Raw genomic sequence first — 22,149 nt, forward strand, 5'->3', positions numbered from 1 at the left:
AAAAATAGGAGTGGGAAAATGACAATATTACCTATACGAAAAGATGAAGCCATAATTATTAATATGACAAAACTATATTGTAAAGTATTTAATAAAACAAATTTTGATGAAATGGTAGAACGAATTACAAGACATATGGGATATACAGGTTTTAAAGGAGCAGTAGCAATAAATGATGAAAATGAAGTGGTAGGTTTTACTTATGGTTATCGTTCTTTGGAAGGACAGTACTATAATCAATTAATGAGAGAAGCATTAAATTTGGAACAAGTAGACCAATGGCTAGAAGATTGTTTTGAATTTGTAGAGTTAGCAGTTCACCCACAATATAGAAATGAAGGTCTTGGAACGAAATTACATAATAGATTATTAGACGGGATTTCAAATAGAACGAGTGTTTTAACAACACAAATAAACAATGAAAAGGCGCGTTCTTTATATGAGAGATTAGATTGGGTAAATCTATTGGAACCATTTCATCCAAGTAAAAATGATGTTCCTTATGTAATAATGGGAAAAGCATTAAAAATAAAAGTAAATGAATAACTATGTCGTTCACAAAAGTTATTGGTTTGCAACAATGAAGGGGAAAACAAAATGACAATAATATCTATAGAAAAAGCTACAATTGTAGATGCTGAAGAGTTAACGGAAATAATGGCAAGAACATTTGATGAAGAAGCAAAACGATGGCTATGCGGTCAAGCTGATGTAATAGATTATAACATCCAACCACCAGGATATTCTTCAGTTGAAATGATGAAATATTCGATTGAAGAATTGGATTCTTTTAAAGTGATAGCGGATGAAGAAATAATTGGTGGAATTATAGTTACGATCTCTGGTAAGTCATATGGTAGAATGGATCGTATTTTTGTAGATCCTGTTTATCAAGGAAAAGGAATTGGATCACAGGTTATTAAATTAATAGAAGAAGAATTTCCAAACATAAAAATTTGGGATCTCGAAACATCTAGTAGACAAGTTAATAATCACCAATTTTATAAAAAGATGGGATACCAAATAATTTTTGAATCGAAAGATGAGTATTGTTACGTGAAAAGAATAAAGACATCTTCACCGGAAGATACATTAGTTAAAAATGAAGATATGAAAAATAATCAATACGAAAACTGTAATTTAGCAAATACAGAGTATTATCAAGTGAATTTAAAAAATAGTTCATTTGTTGGTAGCAATGTAATGCATATGAATATGAGTAATTGTAATGTAAGTCAATCAAAGTTTAGAAATATAAACTTTAGAAATTCCTCATATGCAGATTTAAATCTTTCTGGTAGTAAATTTAATTTGGTGACTTTAGGTGGAGTACAATTTAAGGATATAAGCCTTGGAGAAGGTAAGGAGTCCATTTCTTTTGAAAGATGCGATCTTGAAGGTAGTAAAGTAATGAATTGCAGTCTTAAAAATGTTGAAATACAAAATAGTGATATAACAGGTATGAAAATAAATAATATTCCTGTAGAGGAACTACTTGGATTGTATAATCGGGTGAATAGTTAAAATACATTCGCGCGGATTTTTCTAAGTGGTTAGAGTGAAGAGTATGGGGTTTGAAAAATGTTATTATACTGAAATAATTATATAAAAATGACATGATTAATTAAGGTTAGGAAGGGTTTTTACATTGTATATTAGAATATCTATATAACTATTTGAATGGAGGGGAAAAGATGGGGATCAACATTAGAGCAGTAGAACTACAAGATGCTAGAGCAATTCATCGTATATGTATACAGGATGAGGTTTTACCATATATGGTTTTCTTACCTAGTATGCGTGTAGATGCTATGGAGAATAGAATTCGTAATTTAGCACCAAATCAATTTGAATTTGTTGCAGAATATGATGGAGAAATTGTTGGGTTTGTTGGATTAACACAAAGTCCAGGACGGAGATCGCATTCGGGAGAGTTGTTTATCGGGGTAGATAGCGAATATCATAATAAAGGCATTGGCAATGCACTTCTTACAAAGATGCTTGATCTGACTGATAATTGGTTAATGTTAGAAAGAGTAGAACTGGGTGTTTTAGAAACGAATCCTAAAGCAAAAGCACTATATGAAAAATTCGGATTTGTAGAAGAAGGGGTAAAGGTAGGGAATTTGAAGGCTCACGGGAAGTTTATTAATGAAATTATGATGAGTCGTTTTAGACCGAATGGTTTACTTGTACATAATTAATTGTTAAAAGCATGACAAATCAATGTCATGCTTTTTTTGATTGTTATTTGTGATTTGGTAGTTTCGGTTGTAATAAAAATAAGGCTAATCCAATGAAAATGAGTGAGATTCCTAGTGCTTGTTGTAAAGAAATAGATTCATTTAAAATAAAGTAAGCTAGAATACATGTTCCAATTGTTTCTCCTAAAATACTCATTGAAATAACAGTAGCACTCATCCATTTTAATAGCCAATTGAAAATGGTTTGACCTAAAATCGTTGCAATGAAAGCTAATCCAATAAAGGACAACCATGTTTGTGTAGAGTAATGAATGAAGGATTCTTGCTGCATGTAAGCAAATATACCAAGAAAGCAGGCGCTACTTCCATAACTAACTACTGAATAGGGTATAAGGGATAAATCTTTACGAACGTGTTGGCTAATGAAAAAGTAAGCAGTAATAATTCCGGCCGCAATAAACGCTAAAATATCTCCGTATAAAGCTTCTCCGCTAATTTGGAAGTCTTGCCAGCCAATGACGATACTTCCTGAAATGGCAATGAGGCAACCAATAACGGCTCCTTTCGTAAATTTCTCCTTAAATAAAAAATAACCACCAATCATTGAGAATAAAGGTTGTAACGTTACGATAACTGTAGAACTTGCTACAGAAGTATATTGTAAGGATTTAAACCATAGTACATAATGCGCAGCTAAAAATAGCCCAGATAGGAATCCAAATCCCCATTGTTTTTTCGTTACTGTTTTTAGCTCGTTTCGATTATTATTATTAAATAGTAATAAAGGTAACAAAATTATTGTGGCAAATAATAATCGATAAAAAGCAATGATTGCCGCAGGAGCATCCGCCAATTTTACAAAAATCGCTGAAGTTGATAAAGCGAATACACCGAAAAATAAGATGAAATATGAAAGAATAGGTGATTTCAAAGTTTGCCCCTCCGATATTTTGTTTATTATAATAAAATAAGTACAATATAATGTACAAAAATAAGTATATAAGTCTCGGAGACGATAGAAAAGGATTATTTGCCTTTGTTTAGTAAGTCAGCACAAATGGAATGAAACATACATTATGATGGACGAAAGGAAGTTTTTGCTGTGATACATTATAGGCTTGGACAAACTGTGTTAAGTTATCGTAAGAAAAATAATATGACAATTCGTGAATTCGCTGATTATGCAGGGATCAGTACGTCACTGATTAGTCAAATTGAAAGAGGGTATGCTAACCCTTCTTTAAGTGTATTGGAATTAATTGCGAAAGCATTGAATGTGCCGCTATTTACACTTTTTATTAATGATATTGATACAGACTCACTCATTTCTAAGAAAAAAGATCGAAAAAAGGTATATCGAGAAAATAATGATCACATTGTATATGATGTATTAACACCGGACTTCATGAAAGCACGCATTGAAATGTTAATGATGGATTTAAATAAACAAGCAAACACAACAGAAAGTCACTATTCACATGAAGAGAAGGAAGAAATTGCTGTTGTTATGAAAGGAGAAGTGTATGTGGAATTAGAAGGAAAAGAATACTTTTTAGAAGAAGGCGATGTTGTGCGTATCCCGCCGAATGTGAAGCATCGGTTTTTGAATAAAAGTGATGAAGTGAATCACATCTTGTTTGTGCTGACACCATCTTTAGGGTGAAAATAAATTAAGTTTTATTATGGGAGATAGAAAGATGAAAAATAAAAGTGTTTTAAAAGAGGGGCTTTCAATTATATCTCAATGTAAAAAACAAACAAATGATATTTGGCATGCGCATTTCGGGGCAGCTGCAATTGCTAGTTATTTTTTCGTGAAAGATAGTAATATTGATGAAGAGATAGCTTGTAATATTTATTCACAAACTAAAATGATGCTAAACAAGCAAAACTTAGGAGAAATAATTGATAATAAAGAAGACATTGATTTTCAAAGTACTGAAAAAATGATTATAAAATCTTTGGAACATACGATTGATGAACTTCATTGGGTGGGGCATAACGTCATTTATGCAGCATTAAGCTTATTAGCCATGAAAGAGTTACAACATTGGGGAAATCATCAAGATATTGAAGGAATTACTAGCCTGATATTATCATTTCAAAAAACAATTCCTGGTAGGTCATGGATTGGTTTTACGACGAAAGAAGTAAAACAATTAAGTATAAATGATGAGATACAAAGTGAATTGAGAAATCCAAAACAATTATCTAATTTCATTTTAAATGAGCTATCGAAATTTAATATTATTTATCGAGCGGAATCACATCATGATTTAATTGGCCATATGCTTACTTTTTCCCATGCAATTAATATAATGTATGATTTAGGACATAGAGATATATTTCAACGAGGGCTACGTCCACTTTTAAAGCTAGTTTACGTATTGCGTGCTAGTCAAAAGCTTATGCCGAATACTGAAATGAATTTACACTCACCTATAGATCGTTTACCTTTAATCGAATCTGAACGTGCTCATGTTTTACCAACCGAAAATCGATTTTGGGTAAAAGATTTTAGTAAATCGGATTGGGATTTTGGACATGTTTTCAAATTTTCATATAGTTATTTTGATCATATAAAGAGGGCTCCAGAATATGAAGATGTAACGTTGGAAAAATTCCGGCATTTTATTAATTTCTAATATATTTTAATAATCTGTAAAAAATGACTAAATTTAAGTTACTTTATCGGTAGTATATTATTTTTGAATTTGTAAGATTTTACATGCATATTTTACTTTTACTAATTATGTAAGTAGGCTATACTAAATAACATACATTTTATGTTTGGAGAGAAGTAAATCGACATGGAACTAGTAAAGCTGGAAAAGGTCATTGAAATAAAAAAAGAAGAACTTTTATATTTAGTATCAGATTATGGAATGCAACATGAAAAAGTACTGACATTAAGTCAAGAAATAGACAAATTGATCAATTACTTTATGTTTTTAAAATAGAGAGAACTATGACGTGATTTAAAACTGTTATAGTTCTTTTTTATTTAAATTCGGGGCATTTACTAATTAAGACTAAATGTATTTGTATATATTGTCTAATTTCTTACAGAATGCGCAAGCTGCTAGTCGGAAATAAGGAGTTTTGGGTATAATAATAAAGGTATTATTAATTGTATCGGTTAGGAGCGCAGCACATATGAAAACAGTTGTTGTTATCGGTGGAGGTATAACTGGACTTTCTACTATGTTTTATTTAGAAAAATTAAAAAAGAATTATAATATTGATTTAAATTTAATCCTTGTCGAGAAAGAAGAGTATTTAGGAGGTAAAATCCATAGTGTAGAAGAAAAGGATTTTATTATGGAATCAGGGGCAGATTCTATCGTTGCTCGTAATGAACATGTTATGCCGCTTGTTAAAGAATTAAATTTAGAAGAAGAAATGGTATATAACGAAACAGGTATTTCTTACATATATTCTGATAACGTGTTACATCCAATTCCTTCTGATACTATATTTGGGATACCGATGAGTGTGGAGTCGTTGTTTAGCAGTACGCTAGTCTCAACGAAAGGAAAAATTGTTGCTTTAAAAGATTTCATAACGAAAAATAAAGAGTTTACGAAAGATACATCACTTGCAGTATTTTTAGAAAGTTTTTTAGGGAAAGAGTTAGTGGAAAGACAAATTGCACCTGTGCTTTCAGGTGTATATTCCGGTAAATTGAATGAGCTTACAATGGCATCTACATTACCGTATTTACTGGATTATAAAAATAAATATGGAAGTATTATTAAAGGTTTTGAAGAGAATAAAAAACAATTTCAATCAGCAGGAAATAAAAAGTTTGTATCATTTAAAAGTGGATTATCTACGATTATTAATCGCTTAGAAGAAGTGTTAACTGAGACTGTCGTTAAAAAAGGTATTGCAACGACATCTGTAAATAAACAAGGGGATCAATATGAGATTTCTTTTGCAAATCATGAGACAATTCAAGCTGATTATGTTGTTTTAGCAGCTCCGCATGATATCGCACAAACTGTATTACAGTCTAATGAGTTAAACGAGCATTTTAATAAATTTAAAAATTCCTCACTCATAAGTATTTACTTAGGCTTTGACATACTAGATGAACAACTACCAGCTGATGGTACAGGGTTTATCGTAACGGAAAACAGTGATTTACATTGTGATGCTTGTACATGGACAAGTCGGAAGTGGAAACATACATCGGGTAAACAAAAGCTATTAGTAAGAATGTTTTATAAGAGTACAAATCCTGTATATGAAACAATCAAAAATTATAGTGAAGAAGAATTAGTACGAGTAGCTTTATATGATATTGAAAAAAGCCTCGGAATAAAAGGTGAACCAGAAGTAGTTGAAGTTACGAATTGGAAAGATTTAATGCCGAAATATCATTTAGAACATAATCAAGCAGTTCAATCATTAAATGAAAAATTGCTGGCTCTTTATCCGAATGTGTATTTAGCTGGTGCTTCCTATTATGGTGTTGGAATAGGTGCTTGTATTGGAAATGGAAAAAATGTGGCTAATGAAATAATGGCTACATTAAATGAACAGTCAAAATAATACTGTAGCATACATATGTAAAAACTGTCCCTTCAACATAATGGAGGGACAGTTTTTTGTTTACTTCACTTGAATTGTAACCTTTTTATTTACTGTGTTATTCTCTTTAATTGTTAATATAATTTTTCCAGACTCTTTAAATGAATATGGTGAGAGTTGATATAGCTCTTTTATACGGTGTTTTTCTTCAAGTTTATTTGTAGATATTGATACTATGTTGGGCTTCCATATTTCTTGTTTGCCTGAAGGATAATCAATTAATATTTCTGGATTTTTAAACTGTAGTGTTTCCCAAGAGGCGAAGTACAGTTCGACTTCTGCATCTTTTTTTGGTAATTCCGCTGAGAAATAACCGAACTCGCCCACAGTACCGAAAACGGTGTAGTTTTGATTTTGTAATTTAATATCTAAATAACTAGGTTGATATGTTGCGGCATGGTATATTCCGTACGAAAGTGAGAGTGTGGCAGCGACTAAAATACTAACTGAAAATATTTTAAAGCTATTTCCTTGAAAACTAGTCATCATGAATGAGTTTGGTGTAAATTTTTTTGCGAATAAAAAAATGAGTAATATGAGTAAGAGGGATAAGCCGATGAATATATACATAGAAATTTTACACCTCCAGTATAAAAATAAATATTTCCTATATTTTAACATAAATTCATTAATTAGGATGTTTTTTAGAAGGGAATATTGAAAATGATATCGAATTTATAAAACATCATATTACAAGCGGAGTGATGAAAATGAAAAAAATACAATTGGTTTTTAAAGATAAGGTGAGAAGAGGATAACAGGAGGGAAAGCAATTGTTACGTACCTTTGAAGCGACACAAAAATTATTTGATGATACGGAAATCTATCCGTTTGTTAATGAAGTAGATACACTTCTAAGGCTTATAGGATTTTCAAGTGTAAACTGGCGACAAACAGCGCCTTGCCATTGGGCGTTAGTTGCATATAAATAGAGAATAAAGAGGTGATCATGGCATGTGGGTCATCTCTTTATTTTTTCTAATCATGCAAAAGCAAGAAGGTATACTATTAGTTCGTATTGAATTAAGAGAAGAAGCGTCGTTAGAAATGTTTGATTTATGGAACATTAAGGACTTTCCTAATTATAAATATCTTTTCTGCTATAATGATTAGAGAGAAAGGAGTGATCCTGTGGCGTTTCCTATATTAGAAACAGAACGTTTGCGTTTAGTTGAAATAGAACAATCTTATTGTCAAAAAATATATGAAATCTTTTCATTGGATGAGGTAACATGTTATTACGGCATGAATTCATTTACTGAATTTGGACAAGCTTCGCGTATGATTGAATCTTTTTCAAAAAATTACTTTGAGAAAAAGGCAATGCGATGGGGGATTGTCCTAAAAGAAACAAACACTTTAATAGGTACAATTGGGCTAAATAATTTACAACTATGGAGCAAACGATCAGAGATTGGATATGACTTGCATCCTCGTTATTGGGGGAATGGTTATGCCTCTGAAGCAGCTCGGGAAATTATTCATTATGGATTTCAGGATTTAGGTTTATTTCGAATTGGAGCTATTACATACCCTGAAAATGTTACTTCGTGCAAGATGTTATCGAAAATAGGTTTTCAAAAAGAAGGCTTGTTACGTGGATATATTCATCAAGGAAATAAGCAACATGATGCATTATTATATTCTATAGTGCGAACAGATGTGGAAGACATTAATTTATAATAAAAAACCCCTCTTATTAAAAGAGGGGTTAAGTAAAAAATTAACCTAACTTAGGTAATAAACGTTCTCCGCTTTTCATGCTACTTTTACATAAAGGACATTTAGGTTCTTCTTCAAATGAAAAATTCTTTCTCATCCATCCTAAACAATCCTCTGATTCACATTCCCAAACAGGGGTTTGTTCTGGTGGTACTTCTGCTACATCGTTCTTTCGATTGCGATACATGTAACCACTCCTTTTATGTAAAAAATTTTAGTTATATATTAAAAAGGTTGTTAACCGAGCTGGTAACAACCTTTTTTTTGTTTGAATTATAGCTTTACAACGTTTTTAGCTTGAGGTCCACGGTTACCGTCTTCAACTTCGAAGCTAACTTCTTGACCTTCGTCAAGAGATTTGAAGCCGTCGCCAGTGATAGCAGAGAAGTGAACGAATACGTCGTTACCGTCTGCAACTTCGATGAAACCGAAACCTTTTTCGCTGTTAAACCATTTTACTTTACCTGTTAATGTCATGGTAATGCCTCCTAAAATTTAAAAAGATTACAATATGATCGGCCTTATTTGAATGAAAATAAAAGTTCACATATTATCAAAAACCCATAAGGAGTACAAAATGGTCCTGATTGATACTTGATAATATGCAAAGAAAATATAGTGTTAAATTGACCTTAATTACTATCTTACAACAAATGGTGTGAAATAGCAAGTGCTGGTAATACCAGTGAAAAAATAGGAGATAATGGTAAAAGACAAAAAGACATCTCTTTTATTTATATATTATTCCTAATCTGGATTTATTCCAAACAGAAATCATTTAAATTAAAAGTAAGTTTAAGGGAAACGCTATTTATATTTTAAATGTATTGTTGAGTACAATAATTAGGAGGATAAAATATTGCAAAATAAACAATTTAAAATAATTGAAGCAGCAAAAGAAGGGAGAAGAAAAGTTCATCCTGTTTTCGCTGTTATACTTGCTATCGTATTTTTAACTTTAGGTGAATTGTTTATGTTATGTATGCTGTTTTTACCAAAAGCAGAAACATCCTTTATGAAGGCAATTTATAGCGATGTTGAGATGATATTAACGTTTGGCGGGGCTATATTTTTTGTGTTTTTGTGGATTAAATTTGTAGAGAAAAGGTCATTTTCATCCATTGGTTTTTGGAAAGAGCAATGGATGAGAAAGTATTTGAGAGGTGCATTAATAGGGTTTATTTTTATTTCAATACCAGTAATTTTACTCTTGTTAATAGGGAATGTAAAATTACAAATACAACAAATTACAGTAACTGCTATATTTGGTATTGTAGGATCTTTAGTTGCATTTTTAATACAAGGGGCAACTGAAGAAATTGTTGTACGAGGCTGGTTATTCCCAATTCTTTCTGTTAGGAGCCGTATATGGATTGGGATTGTTGTGACGTCTTTTTTATTTGGTTTTCTTCATTTACTTAATCCAGGTATTACAATTCTTTCAATATCGAATATAATATTAGTTGGTGTATTTGCAGCTTTTTACGTTTTAAAGGACAGTAGTCTTTGGGGGATATGTGCATGGCATTCTATTTGGAATTGGGCACAATATAACGTCTATGGTTTTGGAGTTAGCGGTATGACGATTTATTCAACGCCTCTTTTCAAACCTGTAACAAATGGATCGGAAATTCTACATGGAGGCTCATTTGGAATTGAAGGTAGTATCATTACCACAATATTGCTTTCTATCGCTTCGATCGTTCTATGGAGACAGTTATGGGGGAGCAAGGCGAAACAAAGAGATATTAGTTAAAGAAGGTGGGAGAAACTATGGGAATCATAGCGATTGAGGGAGCGAGTGCTGTTGGTAAGAGCACAACATGCCGTGAATTAGAAAAAAATTATGGAGCATACATTATACCTGAAGTGAACTTTTTATTTGAAAGACCTAAAAATGAACATAGAACATGGTATTTTGAAAAACAAGTAGAGCGCTGGAATATAGCGATGCAGAAGTCGCAGCAATATGATTTAGTAATACTTGATGGAGACATATATCAGCCCCTTAGTTATAATTGGTGTTTCCATTTTGATATATTTAATCAACCATTATCTTTAGTAGAAAACTTTTATAAAGAAAAGATAATAAATAGGGAAATTGGTTTTCCAGATCAATATTTTTACTTATATACGAATGATGAAGAACTTCGAAAGCGGAAAGAATTTGATGAGACGAAAAGAAGAAGAAACTTTGAAAAACATTTACATATATCAAAATCATTTCAGCGTTATTATGAAAATTTAAATAATGTAACAGACGGGTACTGCAAATTGATTGAAGCGAAAAGTGTAAAGTCGAATGAATTAGAAATCGCGAAAAGTTTAAACAGCTTGAGCGTATGTGAAGAAAGACGTTTTGATGTTTTGAGGTTAGATACTATTACGAAGTGGTTAAAAGAAAATCGTGCATAAAAAACAACGAGTGCCTTATAAGGTGCTCGTTGTTTTTTATGCATATTGGATATCTCAATGCACATTATATTGTTTTATAAATATGAAAAGAAATATTTAGGTTAGGATTAACATTGGAAATGGATGATTTTTTTAACAGAATAATCTTTCAATTCGTCCGAAAAAGAAATACAATATAAGGAAATATACATATGATTTAGGAAATAGAAAATATGTAATAAATAGCGTAGGGAAATATTGATAAATTACTTGGGGATTTCTTGCTATATGCGGGCAGAAGACTCGAAAGTCAGCTGAGAAAAAGAAGAGATCAACTCCCCGTAAAGGCCAGATTGGTCTAACAATTAATCAGTGTTTCGAATTATAACTTGTGAAGGGAGAATCAATATAAGTATGAAAAAGGTTATTATTTCAGATCTTGATGGGACTTTATTAAGAAGTGATAAAACAATTTCAGAGAAATCTATTAATATTTTGAGGGAATGCAAAAATAAAGGAGACGAATTGATTTTTGCTACGGCAAGGCCTCCAAGGGCTATAAAACAGTATATACCTAACGTGTTAAAGAATGAGATTGTCATTTGTTATAACGGAGCCCTTGTTCTTAAAGGTAATGATATTTTATATGAAATGGAGATTTCTAAAAATACCTTTTTAGAAATCATAGACATAGCAAAAAAGTATGAGTTTCATCAAATTTGTCTTGAAATAAATGATAAGTTGTACTCAAATTTTGATGTTACTGATTATTTTGGTAATGTACCGTGTGAAATTATGGATGTAAGAAAATTAAACTTTGAAAAAGCATCTAAAATAATTATTTGTATGAAGGGCTCAATAAATAAGGAGTTTATTAAAGAATTGCCTATTGAGTGCAATGCAGTTATTACAGATAACGGGACGCTGTGTCAAATCATGCATGCAGAAGTTTCAAAATGGAATAGTATTCAACATGTTCTACAGCACCTAAATCGAGACGTATCTGAAGTCATTGCATTTGGAGATGACTACAATGATATGGAAATGATAGAGAAGTGTGGGATTGGTGTAGCGATGAGCAATGCTGTTGATGAGTTAAAGTCGGTTGCTAAATTTATTGCTAAAAGTAATGATGAGGACGGAGTTGCTTCATTTTTGGAAAGTAATAGTTATTTTTATGTTAAGTAGAATGAAAAAATTGCGATAAACTGTGAAATGAACAGATGTTAAACCTGATATTAATAGATAGAAATTAAGAAAAAGGAAATGTGGGAGGAAACAAGCGAGATGAAGACATTTTTTAAAATAATAGGTATTATAGTTGGTATGGCGGTAATCGGAGTAGGTTTAACGTATGGTATGCTATATTATTTGAATAGTAGTAAACCGGCTGCGAAAAAGACAGCACCAGCTGCTCCGGCAGTAGAAGTACTAGCTGATAGTAATGTAAAAGCAGAGGATGCAAAGCTTTTAGAAAATGGCAATTATTCATTACCGAATAGTGGGTTTAATAAAAATTTTAAATGGACAGATGAGAACATACAGACAGCATTACATGAAATGGCACATCAAAAAACGAAAGCGGATCAAAAATGGGGCTATATTTTTATAACACAAGAACGTATTGAAAGTTTACTTGAAATAATAAACAGTAATGATATTGCACAAAAAAGTACATATGTGGATATTTTAGAACGATGGAAACAAGGAAAATATGAAAAGGTTGATGCGGATCACAATAAGATTTGGAAATTGCAAAGTGGGAATTTAGGAGAAGGAAAAGGAGTAATGTCAGAAAAGGAGCAAAAAGAATTAATTAATCAAGTATTTATGCAAAAAGGTACATATTCAGGTAGTAAATTAATTGCAGATGGGGGACAGACAAATAAATAATATAATAATTAATGCAAGAGAGTAAGTGCCTATTAGGCACTTACTCTTTTTTTGTATGTACTTTTTTTATATCTTAATCTCACTCTAGTAAGGAAAGAAACGACTGTACTACAGGGGAAATCCATCTAGATTTATGATAGATTACATGACTTTGAATAACGGCCGGAGTTTCGATAGGTTGAAAACAAAGCTGCTCTTTTTGGCAATTTTCTTGTACAACGATGTAAGGAAGAATTGAAATGCCTAACTCGCACATCACAGATTGTTTAATGACTTCAACATTGGAAGTTTCAAATGTTTTATCTGGAATATTCCCGCTTTGACGTAAAAAACGATCTACCATTGGTCTATAGCCACAGCTTTGTTCTGTAAAGATAAATTGGGTGTCCTGCAATAAATGGAATGGGTTTGTGTGTGCGGAGGAATAAGCCGGTAAAATCCATCCAAATGTTTCATTACTAAAAGTACGCGTAATAAAATCATTAAATGATCCCTCTTTTATTATCATGATTTGTGAATGATCATATCATGTATTTCAATTTTTCAAATGATTAAATTTCTTTTAATATTAAGTTGTGGAGGAATTTATTTAAGCAGTATTGGAGGAGAAACAATGAGTGAAAAGGGCTATCATGTAGCTGTTGTTGGAGCTACAGGTGCAGTTGGACAGAAAATTGTTGAATTGTTAGAGGAAGAAACAAATTTTAATATAGTTGAAGTTACGTTGCTTTCGTCAAAACGATCTGCTGGTAAGGCAGTACAATTTAAAGGACGGGAGATAATCATACAAGAAGCAAAAACAGATAGCTTTAAAGGTGTAGATATTGCTTTTTTTAGCGCTGGGGGAGGGGTTTCTAGACAATATGTAGATCACGCTGTTTCTAATGGTGCAATCGTAATTGACAACACAAGTGAATACCGAATGGCGCAAGATGTACCACTCGTTGTTCCAGAAGTAAATGCGCATACTTTAAGGCAGCATAAAGGTATTATAGCGGTGCCGAATTGTTCAGCCTTACAGATGGTAACGGCACTCCAGCCAATTCGAAAAGCATTCGGATTGGAACGAATTATCGTTTCCACATACCAAGCTGTATCAGGTTCTGGTATTCATGCGATTCATGAGTTAAAAGAACAGGCTAAGTCTATGCTTGCAGGTGAGGAGATGAAAAGTACCATATTACCAGCAAAAAAAGATAAAAAGCATTACCCAATTGCGTTTAATGTCCTGCCTCAAGTAGATATATTTACAGATAATGATTTCACCTTTGAAGAAGTAAAGATGATTCAAGAGACGAAGAAAATTTTAGAAGATCCTAACCTAAAAATGGCAGCTACTTGTGTCCGGGTTCCAGTTGTATCAGGGCATTCAGAATCGGTGTATATTGAACTTGAAAAAGAAGCATCTGTAGCAGAGATTAAGGCAGTGCTAATGGATGCACCGGGTGTTATTTTACAAGATAACCCTAGTGAACAGTTGTATCCAATGCCATTATATGCAGAAGGGAAAATAGAAACATTTATAGGGAGAATTAGAAAAGACCCTGATATACCAAATGGATTCCATCTTTGGATTGTTTCCGATAACTTATTAAAAGGTGCGGCTTGGAATTCAGTTCAAATCGCAGAGACGTTGGTGGAAAAGGGGATAATTTAGTATAGGTTAAAAACTGGGGAAATGTTTGTGATTAAGGTTTCCCAGTTTTTACATAATAATTGTTTTCTTTATTTCGACCAAATTTAATTTAAATTAGTCTTTATTGAAATTTTATAAATATCCACTCTCGTAAATAATAAAAACTGCTATTTTAATAGCAGGGGGCGGAATAATGCACCTAAAGGAGTATACCGTTTATAAAGGTGAATCACTCATATGTATCCGGGACTATACAGGAATGCGCTCAGCATAGGGGAGTGCCTATTGATTCCTAATATGAAAAGAGAGCCAGAAGGCTCTCTTTTTTGTTATATGATCCGCTAGCAAAACAAAAACCTGTAAGTGCATCAATACATTAGAAATTTTGTGAACATGAAGTACAAGGTCCGCCTGTTGGTTGGAAGACAACGTTATCTACAAAAGCTGTTGCTCCTGTTCCAGTTGTAGCAGTGTTTTGGAACGAAATACAAGCCATTGTCACAGTAGGTGGGATACATACAACAAGCGTAAAATGTTGGAAACTAGCTTGCTGTTCATGTCCAACGGGTACAATGTGTGGAATGTTTGATGGTCCAAGTGTTGTTTGAGCAGGAGGACATCCCTGCCCAAGTTCTGGGAATGATACGGCAGCGATAAGAAACGCTCCGTCCCGTACATCTGCCGCAAACGAAAGCGTAAAACAACAACCTTCATGCACATCAATAAGTTGAGTCAAACTTCCGCCAGGTCCAATGGACGCAGCAAAAAGACTAAACGTACCATTTGGAAGAAAACGACCACTGTGAGCATCTGGACTACCCACTTCTATAACTGGACCTGTTTGAACCCACCCTGGTACAGTGTCACCTGTCACTCCTGGTATATCAAAACCAGGGTTGTCAAGAAGATTTGTACATGGGCAACATGCTGTTGCAGCTGGTCCCGTAGGTCCTGTCACTCCAGTAGCCCCTGTAGGTCCAGTCGGTCCCGTAGGTCCAGTCGCACCTGTATTACCTGTTGCTCCAGTGCCAGTAGCCCCTGTAGGTCCAGTCGGTCCCGTATTACCCGTAGCTCCTGTCTGTCCTGTGTTACCTGTTGGTCCCGTTGCTCCGGTATTTCCTGTAGCTCCTGTAGGTCCAGTCGGTCCAGCTTCAGGTATAGGAACTGGGGGAAGAAAACATTCGCACGGAATATGAAATTTCTTATTAAATTTACTCATTTTTACACCATCCTTATCATTAATCCACCTACACTCTATAACTTATGAATTAGCTAGCACACAAGTATAAGAAAAAAGCCTTTGAAAATAAAAATAAAAATAAAAATAAAAATAAGCCCTTATGTCGCAAATATAAACCTATGCCATAATATGTAAGGAACTGGGATTCACTTCAAACGGCTTTCAATATATAAAAGGGGACCGCTTCCTAAGTCGATACCGTTGCTCCTGTTGGACCTGTTGGTAAAGTGAATGACGAAAAATAGGTGGAGTGTTGAAACGATTAAACTTGATTCAACAGTAGCTCCACGTAAAATAATATTTTCTTCATTCATAACTTCATCTCCTATAATTGCTCGTCATAGGAGATGAAGTTAGAGAAAAACAAATTATGAAGCTGGAAAGCGATTATATAAAGGCACAAGAATCGTTAAGAAAAATTATAGAGTGTATCGAAAGTGAGAAACAAAGCAAGATGAAGCTGCAAGAAGACTTGTATAATCATGGTGGTTGGATGATATACGATGGTGAATGGGTTGAAGTGGACAAGCAATAAAAAAACAGCTAGCAAAAGCTAACTGCCCCGTTTTAAAGGAGAAATCAATTGTTACAGATTGGCGTATTTAAAGTATGTACAGTATTCGGGGATTTATTCAAAAAACTAAAAAGAGCACTTTTAAGTAGTGCTCTTAGTAAGTTGGTTCCTGAGAGAGTAGTGTAGTGCTCATGATAATATATGTGAGCTATTCATTGAGGTGCAAATATCTAATACCAACTTTATTTGGCACAACAAAGCAGTCAGCTTAATTGGCTAACCACTTGTTGTACAAAAGAAATTAGACCCTACAAATATGGATATGTAACTTGAAGTTACAGCTATAGTATAAAACGTGGTTGGAAATGTTATACGCAAATGAAAAGAACTAATAAAAATTTCATTTTTTATTAGTTTAAAACATAAAAAGAGCACTTGAAAAAGTGCTCCAGTGACGAGATCCTTTACTTGTAAAGACTACCTTATTTTATATAGAAAGGAACGCAGAATATTATATGAGTGTTCAGTCTATTGTGTGCATGTTTACAAATAAAGAGCAGCCAGCAAAAGCTAACTGCCCGATTTCAAGATGATAATCGCAAATACAGTTTGGTCAAGATAAGAAGTAATTATTCAAAAAGAAGATCTAACGTAGGAGAACCGTATCGTATAAATCAACCTTCTAGACATGTAAATGAAAAGGAAATACGGCCTTTCGTGATAGAAGAGTTACAAGATTACCGTGTGTTAAAAGTGAAATTTAAAAACATAGACGAGCAAGCAGAATTCGGAGTGGTATTCCAACTTCGTGTTCTAATGTACGTATTTGTTGACTTAGTGAAGGTTGTGAAATGTTTAATTTCTCAGCTGCTCTTGTAAAATGCAACTCTTTTGAAACAGCTAAAAAGTATTCTAGTTGGCGAAAAACATTTGAAAAACGAATGAGGGGAGAAGAAATTAGTACGAAGGAGAGGATTGAAGGAAAAAAAGAATAAAAAAATTTTATTATAAGTAGTGCATTTCTATTAGTAAAAGCTAACTAGAAAGCACTATTTTCATGTAATTAACTTATTAATATTCGAAAACCTTAATATTGGTTTATTCGACTTGTTTTCGAATAGTCGAAACATAAAATTAATTAGACTATTTTTTTATATTTTATGATACTATATTGATTTGTAAGGTCTATTGTTTTATGAGTAGGTCATATAAGTATATCTAATTTAATGGAATTGACGTATGGAGGTACAATATGGGGAATGTTGAAAAATTGGCAAATCTTCTAATAGAAGAACCGAAAAGAGAGAAGTTATTTCCTTTATTTGAAGAAGTTTTTGGGATTACAAGTCAAACATTGAATGATTTTTCGGAGAAAGGATATTGGGATGATACATATAAAGCTTTGTCCTTTTTACAAGAAGATAAAGTAATTGCAAATGTTGCGGCATTTTCACTACCACTCCTAATAAATGATGAAAAAATAAATGCAGCGGGCATCCAATCTGTAATGACGCATCCTAGTTTTCGTAGACAAGGACTAATGAAGCAATTAATGAGTAAGATGATAGAAGAAATCGATAAGCAATGTGAGTGTGCGTTATTGTTTACTGAAACCCCTGAATTGTATACATCATTTGGGTTTAAAGTTGTGCAGGAACATCTGATGACTATACCATACGATAAAAGTAATAATAAGGATTCTTTACTTAGAAGGTTAGATTATTATACTGAAGAGGATAGACAGTTAATACATGAGATTATCGATAGTAGCCAAAGGCTTTCGAATATATTTTCAACATTAAACTTCCAACCTTCGTTTTATTTGAATATGTATGACTCAAACTGGAATAAAAAACTGTATTATTCAGAAAAACTAGACACTTTAATTGTATATGAAGTAGAAAATCAAAAGTTGAAATTATTTGGAGTGTTTGCGCCGGTACTTCCAGTTTTAGATGAATTATGTGAGGAAATTAATGGCGAATTTACAGAAATTGAATTTTATTTTTCTCCAGATCAATTAGGGATTGAAGATGTACAGTTTACAGAATTACAGTCTAGTAAGTTTTTAATGGTTCGAAGTAATAAAGAGTTAGACTTTAAAGGTTATAAATTCCCAGTATTAACGGAGTTTTAAATGTACATATAAATGATTTTTCATTGAACAAATATAGAGGGAAACCGTATTCTTTTAATAAAGAATACGGTTTTTTTTATTTATATAAGATAAAGCACATTTATTGACCACAAAGGAATTAATACTTATCATTTAATAATGTTAAATATTAATTTACATAATATAATAAAAGTAATGGAGAAATTACAGACTATGGGAATGAAATAAGGAGGGAAATGAATTATTCAGTGTTAATTTCATGAAAAAGGAGATTATGTATGAAATCATTTCGAAGGTTGTTACAGTATTTAAAACCATACATGTTCTTCGCTATTATTGGACCGCTATTTATGGTACTTGAGGTTGCGATGGACTTAATTCAACCGACTATTATGCAGCATATTATTGATGTTGGAATTGCAAATAGGGATTTAAGTTATGTAATAAAAATGGGGCTTCTTATGATAGGAGCAGCAGCACTCGGTTTAGTTGGAGGACTTGGTTGTATGAAGTACTCTACAAGAGCAGCTGTTAATTTTGCTACAGATATAAGAAAAGAAGTGTTTGCGAAAATTGCAACATTTTCTAGCAAAAATCGTGATTCATTTGGAACAGGAAAATTATTAACGATTGTGACAAATGATATTACATCTATTCAATCAGCGATGACGATGACGTTACGTGTACTTGTTCGAGGACCTCTGTTATTTATTGGCAGTATAATTATTGTTTTTGTAACAGCGAGAGAGCTATTTCCTATTTTACTAGTAGTTGTACCAATTTTATTAATTGCAATTGTGCTCATTGCGAGTCAAGCGAGCGGATCGTTTAAAAAGGTGCAAGAGGCATTAGATAAAGTAAATACAAAGCTACAAGAAAATTTATCTGGAGTACGTGTTATTAAAGCGTATGTAAGACAAAAATATGAAATCTCCCAGTTTGGAAATGTTAACACAAACTTAACGAAGATAAATATCCGAGCTGTTCAGATAATTTCGTTGATGATGCCGATTATTATGTTAGTTGTAAACGGCGGGATTGTTGCAACTTTGTGGATTGGCGGAGAGAAAGTATTTAATGGTACCCTTCAAGTTGGAGCGATTTTAGCATTTATAAACTATTTGAATATCATTTTAATGTCACTTATGTCTATTAGTATGGTATTTATTCAAATTGCGCGAGCTTTTCCATCTGCGGATCGTGTACAACAAGTTTTAAATACTGAAGTTGATATTATGAGCGAAGCAAATGCGATTGAACCTGAGCAAGTCGAGGGGAATATTGATTTTAAAAATGTTAGTTATAGTTATACGAAAAATAATGAATATGTTTTGAAAGATATTACATTTAGCATACGAAAAGGTGAAAAAGTAGGGATTATTGGATCAACTGGAAGTGGTAAATCTACTTTAACAAAACTGTTACCGCGTCTATATGACGTTGATCAAGGTGAAATACGTATAGATGGAATAGATATTAAAACATATGATTTACAAAAATTGCGTGCTTCTATCGGTTTTGTACCCCAAAAGGCATTGCTATTTTCAGGAAGTATAGAAGATAATTTACGTTATGGTAAAGAAGATGCTACACACGAGGAACTGGAAGTAGCGGCTTCATCAGCTTGTGCGACGGAGTTTATTAATAAACTTGAAGATTCTTATCATTATAAGTTAACACAAGGTGCAACGAATTTATCTGGTGGTCAGAAGCAACGTGTATCCATTGCGAGAGCGCTTGTGCGAAAGCCATCAATTTTAATTTTAGATGATTCTACATCGGCAGTTGACGCAAAATCGGAAGCCAACATTCAATCTGCATTAAGAACAGAATATAAAGGAACAACTACATTATTAATTGCCTCCAAAATCTCTTCTATAATGGATGCGGATAAAATACTTGTACTAGATAATGGTGAATTAGTTGGTGATGGTACTCATGAACAACTGATAGAAAAGTGTGAAATGTATCAGGAAATTTATCTTTCCCAGGGTGGTAATTTACAAAAAGAAGGTGGGAAAGAACATGCGTAATTTTCAAGGGCACATAGCTAATAAGGGTGGACGGAACGCGCCGAAGATGGGAAAAGCGAAGAATACCAAAGGAACTGTAATGAGAATATGGAACTATTTAGGATATCAAAAAGCGGCTCTAATGTTTGTTATATTTCTAGTATTTGTTACGACATTACTTGGGTTATTAGGTCCATATTATATGGGAGTAATTATAGATCAATATATTGTTCCAAAAGATTTAAGTGGTACTGCAAGAATGTGTATGTTACTTATCGCGATTTATGGAGTAACAGTGCTTTTAACATGGTTACAAACGTTTGTTATGATTAATGTTGCATTAAAAACAATACAAAAAATACGCCAAGATATTTTTGAGAAAATCCAAACACTTTCTTTACGGTTCTTTGATGTACGTTCTCAAGGAGATTTAATGAGCCGTGTTACAAATGATATTGATAACTTAAATCAAGCTTTGACACAAAGTGTTGTGCAGATTATTTCATCAGCCTTAACATTTATAGGTGTAACGATCGCGATGTTTTCGCTAGATTGGATTTTAGCGATTGTAACTTTAATTACAGTACCTATTATGTTTTTCGTTACAAAAAAACTAGTTACATATAGTGGTAAAAACTTTGCAAAGCGTCAAAAAGATTTAGGTGAATTAAATGGATTTATTGAGGAATCTATAACTGGAGCGGATGTTACAACGTTATACGGGCAAGAAAAAGAAACCGTACAAAATTTTAATAAAATTAATGAACAGCTAAGAATTTCAGCTACGAAGGCTGATACATTTTCAGCGTTTATATTTCCGAGTATGAACTTTATTAATAACTTAGGTATGGGGCTTGTAATTGGAACTGGATCAGTTATGGTTTTAAACGGAATGACAACAGTTGGTGTCATTGCGGCATTTATTAATTATTCTCGTCAATTCTCAAGACCGCTAAGTCAATTTGCAACTTTAATGAATACAATTCAAGCGGCAGTTGCTGGTGGAGAACGTGTCTTTGAAATTATGGATGAAGTACCAGAAATTCAAAATAAAAAAGATGCATTTGTTGTACAAAATTTACAAGGGCATGTTGCACTTGAGAATGTTTCATTTGGCTATGAGGAAAATAAAACGATTTTAAAAGAAGTGAGTCTTAAGGCACAGCCAGGAGAGACGATTGCTTTAGTTGGTCCGACTGGATCGGGGAAAACAACAATCATTAATTTGTTAACTCGCTTTTATGATATACAGCAAGGACAAATTCAAATTGATGGAAAAGATATAAAAGATTATGATATTAATTCGTTACGAAGTAAAATAGGAGTAGTTTTACAGGATACGTATTTATTCGCTGGGTCGATTATGGATAATATCCGTTATGGACGATTAGATGCTAGTGATGAAGAAGTCATCAATGCAGCTAAGGCAGCATCAGCACATTCTTTTATTAAGCATTTACCAAATAAATATGAAACAAAAATTGCTTCAGAAGGATCGAATTTAAGTCAAGGACAAAAACAACTTCTTGCAATTGCACGAGCGATTTTAGCTGATGCAGATATATTAATTCTCGATGAAGCAACCTCTAATATTGATACGAGAACAGAATTACAAATCCAAGCGGGGTTAAATAATTTAATGAGAGGGCGAACAAGTTTCGTAATTGCTCATCGACTCAAAACAATTGAAAAGGCAAATCAAATCCTTGTTATAAAAGATGGAAGTATTTTTGAGCGAGGAAATCACGAATCTCTTATGGAAAATAGAGGGTTTTACTTTGATCTATATACGAGCCAGTTTAAAATATAAAAAATGAGGTTT

Annotated in this window: 24 protein-coding genes and 3 pseudogenes; 19 read left to right on the plus strand and 8 right to left on the minus strand. The window is 32.9% G+C overall.

The features are described 5' to 3' along the window. The first annotated feature begins 18 nt into the window (after positions 1-18). From COI75_RS23540 to COI75_RS23550, 3 genes are all read left to right on the plus strand, one after another. The gene (locus tag COI75_RS23540; protein WP_000154032.1) at positions 19-546 is read left to right on the plus strand and encodes a GNAT family N-acetyltransferase; all 528 of its coding nucleotides are present in this window, start codon (positions 19-21) and stop codon (positions 544-546) included. 51 nt (positions 547-597) lie between these two features. Then, positions 598-1,524, plus strand: a complete 927-nt coding sequence (locus tag COI75_RS23545; RefSeq protein WP_098448660.1) for a GNAT family N-acetyltransferase — start codon at positions 598-600, stop codon at positions 1,522-1,524. Between the two features lie 170 nt (positions 1,525-1,694). Beyond that, positions 1,695-2,204, plus strand: a complete 510-nt coding sequence (locus tag COI75_RS23550; RefSeq protein ID WP_000512441.1) for a GNAT family N-acetyltransferase — start codon at positions 1,695-1,697, stop codon at positions 2,202-2,204. Between the two features lie 43 nt (positions 2,205-2,247). On the opposite strand, the gene COI75_RS23555 is transcribed toward COI75_RS23550, so the two are convergent. Beyond that, entirely contained in the window at positions 2,248-3,135 is an 888-nt protein-coding gene (locus tag COI75_RS23555; protein ID WP_000841806.1) for a DMT family transporter, read from the minus strand. 138 nt (positions 3,136-3,273) lie between these two features. Here COI75_RS23555 and COI75_RS23560 point away from each other — a divergent pair, with 138 nt between their 5' ends. The 4 genes from COI75_RS23560 to COI75_RS23575 all read left to right on the plus strand — a co-directional run bounded on the left by COI75_RS23560 (position 3,274) and on the right by COI75_RS23575 (position 6,761). Then, positions 3,274-3,867, plus strand: coding sequence for a helix-turn-helix domain-containing protein (locus tag COI75_RS23560; RefSeq protein WP_346426402.1), 594 nt, complete (start codon positions 3,274-3,276; stop codon positions 3,865-3,867). A 34-nt stretch (positions 3,868-3,901) separates the two neighbouring features. Continuing rightward, positions 3,902-4,849, plus strand: a complete 948-nt coding sequence (locus COI75_RS23565) for a hypothetical protein (RefSeq protein WP_000792323.1) — start codon at positions 3,902-3,904, stop codon at positions 4,847-4,849. Between the two features lie 165 nt (positions 4,850-5,014). Continuing rightward, a complete protein-coding gene (locus COI75_RS23570; protein ID WP_000424363.1) occupies positions 5,015-5,164 on the plus strand; it encodes an aspartyl-phosphate phosphatase Spo0E family protein in 150 nt (49 codons plus the stop codon). Between the two features lie 196 nt (positions 5,165-5,360). Beyond that, on the plus strand, positions 5,361-6,761 hold the full coding sequence (locus COI75_RS23575) for a protoporphyrinogen oxidase (RefSeq protein ID WP_000860388.1): 1,401 nt from the start codon (positions 5,361-5,363) through the stop codon (positions 6,759-6,761). A gap of 60 nt (positions 6,762-6,821) precedes the next feature. On the opposite strand, the gene COI75_RS23580 is transcribed toward COI75_RS23575, so the two are convergent. Continuing rightward, a complete protein-coding gene (locus COI75_RS23580; RefSeq protein ID WP_000275252.1) occupies positions 6,822-7,370 on the minus strand; it encodes a hypothetical protein in 549 nt (182 codons plus the stop codon). 203 nt (positions 7,371-7,573) lie between these two features. Between COI75_RS23580 and COI75_RS23585 the strand changes: the two genes are divergently transcribed. After that, a complete protein-coding gene (locus COI75_RS23585; protein WP_000946528.1) occupies positions 7,574-7,732 on the plus strand; it encodes a hypothetical protein in 159 nt (52 codons plus the stop codon). Positions 7,733-7,931: 199 nt separating this feature from the next. Next, positions 7,932-8,483 carry a GNAT family N-acetyltransferase gene (locus COI75_RS23590; protein ID WP_000885401.1) on the plus strand — a complete coding sequence of 184 codons (552 nt, stop codon included), beginning with the start codon at positions 7,932-7,934 and terminating at the stop codon, positions 8,481-8,483. 40 nt (positions 8,484-8,523) lie between these two features. On the opposite strand, the gene COI75_RS23595 is transcribed toward COI75_RS23590, so the two are convergent. Together COI75_RS23595 and cspD are read right to left on the minus strand one after the other, a co-directional pair. Next, positions 8,524-8,709: a cold-shock protein gene (locus COI75_RS23595; protein WP_000286203.1), complete on the minus strand. Its 186-nt coding sequence runs from the start codon at positions 8,707-8,709 to the stop codon at positions 8,524-8,526. A gap of 86 nt (positions 8,710-8,795) precedes the next feature. Then, positions 8,796-8,999 (minus strand): cold-shock protein CspD, encoded by a 204-nt coding sequence (gene cspD, locus COI75_RS23600; RefSeq protein WP_000176365.1) that lies wholly within the window; start codon positions 8,997-8,999, stop codon positions 8,796-8,798. A 382-nt stretch (positions 9,000-9,381) separates the two neighbouring features. Here cspD and COI75_RS23605 point away from each other — a divergent pair, with 382 nt between their 5' ends. The 4 genes from COI75_RS23605 to COI75_RS23620 all read left to right on the plus strand — a co-directional run bounded on the left by COI75_RS23605 (position 9,382) and on the right by COI75_RS23620 (position 12,809). Continuing rightward, on the plus strand, positions 9,382-10,278 hold the full coding sequence (locus tag COI75_RS23605) for a CPBP family intramembrane glutamic endopeptidase (protein ID WP_001180193.1): 897 nt from the start codon (positions 9,382-9,384) through the stop codon (positions 10,276-10,278). A gap of 17 nt (positions 10,279-10,295) precedes the next feature. Then, on the plus strand, positions 10,296-10,937 hold the full coding sequence (locus COI75_RS23610; protein WP_000511280.1) for an AAA family ATPase: 642 nt from the start codon (positions 10,296-10,298) through the stop codon (positions 10,935-10,937). 393 nt (positions 10,938-11,330) lie between these two features. After that, the gene (locus COI75_RS23615; RefSeq protein ID WP_000755752.1) at positions 11,331-12,104 is read left to right on the plus strand and encodes a Cof-type HAD-IIB family hydrolase; all 774 of its coding nucleotides are present in this window, start codon (positions 11,331-11,333) and stop codon (positions 12,102-12,104) included. Positions 12,105-12,203: 99 nt separating this feature from the next. Then, complete coding sequence (locus tag COI75_RS23620) at positions 12,204-12,809, plus strand: PRK06770 family protein (RefSeq protein ID WP_000846589.1); 606 nt, start codon at positions 12,204-12,206, stop codon at positions 12,807-12,809. Positions 12,810-12,888: 79 nt separating this feature from the next. Here COI75_RS23620 and COI75_RS23625 read toward each other — a convergent pair. After that, positions 12,889-13,299, minus strand: a pseudogene (locus COI75_RS23625) (LysR family transcriptional regulator substrate-binding protein); the annotation flags it as partial. A gap of 123 nt (positions 13,300-13,422) precedes the next feature. Between COI75_RS23625 and COI75_RS23630 the strand changes: the two are divergent. Continuing rightward, positions 13,423-14,466 (plus strand): aspartate-semialdehyde dehydrogenase, encoded by a 1,044-nt coding sequence (locus COI75_RS23630; protein ID WP_001290633.1) that lies wholly within the window; start codon positions 13,423-13,425, stop codon positions 14,464-14,466. A 355-nt stretch (positions 14,467-14,821) separates the two neighbouring features. Here COI75_RS23630 and COI75_RS23635 read toward each other — a convergent pair whose 3' ends face one another. Together COI75_RS23635 and COI75_RS27060 are read right to left on the minus strand one after the other, a co-directional pair. Continuing rightward, on the minus strand, positions 14,822-15,664 hold the full coding sequence (locus COI75_RS23635; RefSeq protein WP_098448661.1) for a hypothetical protein: 843 nt from the start codon (positions 15,662-15,664) through the stop codon (positions 14,822-14,824). Positions 15,665-15,831: 167 nt separating this feature from the next. Beyond that, positions 15,832-15,999: a hypothetical protein gene (locus tag COI75_RS27060; RefSeq protein ID WP_170958530.1), complete on the minus strand. Its 168-nt coding sequence runs from the start codon at positions 15,997-15,999 to the stop codon at positions 15,832-15,834. A 56-nt stretch (positions 16,000-16,055) separates the two neighbouring features. Here COI75_RS27060 and COI75_RS27065 point away from each other — a divergent pair, with 56 nt between their 5' ends. Then, entirely contained in the window at positions 16,056-16,220 is a 165-nt protein-coding gene (locus tag COI75_RS27065; protein WP_157259798.1) for a hypothetical protein, read from the plus strand. A gap of 769 nt (positions 16,221-16,989) precedes the next feature. Here COI75_RS27065 and COI75_RS23645 read toward each other — a convergent pair. Continuing rightward, positions 16,990-17,142, minus strand: a pseudogene (locus COI75_RS23645) (LysR family transcriptional regulator); the annotation flags it as partial. Here COI75_RS23645 and COI75_RS26675 point away from each other — a divergent pair. The 4 genes and pseudogenes from COI75_RS26675 to COI75_RS23660 form a co-directional block, all read left to right on the plus strand. Further along, positions 17,111-17,194: pseudogene (locus tag COI75_RS26675) on the plus strand (MOSC domain-containing protein); the annotation flags it as partial. The pseudogenes COI75_RS23645 and COI75_RS26675 overlap by 32 nt on opposite strands. Before the next feature lie 257 nt (positions 17,195-17,451). Then, positions 17,452-18,336, plus strand: coding sequence for a GNAT family N-acetyltransferase (locus COI75_RS23650; RefSeq protein WP_000528659.1), 885 nt, complete (start codon positions 17,452-17,454; stop codon positions 18,334-18,336). Between the two features lie 257 nt (positions 18,337-18,593). After that, positions 18,594-20,348 (plus strand): ABC transporter ATP-binding protein, encoded by a 1,755-nt coding sequence (locus tag COI75_RS23655; RefSeq protein WP_000834813.1) that lies wholly within the window; start codon positions 18,594-18,596, stop codon positions 20,346-20,348. Next, a complete protein-coding gene (locus tag COI75_RS23660; protein WP_001243520.1) occupies positions 20,341-22,137 on the plus strand; it encodes an ABC transporter ATP-binding protein in 1,797 nt (598 codons plus the stop codon). Before COI75_RS23655 ends, COI75_RS23660 begins: the two co-directional genes overlap by 8 nt. Positions 22,138-22,149 lie beyond the last annotated feature (12 nt).

Origin of the sequence: Bacillus cereus, from assembly GCF_002564555.1 — a bacterium.
GTDB classification, from domain to species: Bacteria; Bacillota; Bacilli; order Bacillales; family Bacillaceae_G; genus Bacillus_A; species Bacillus_A cereus_K.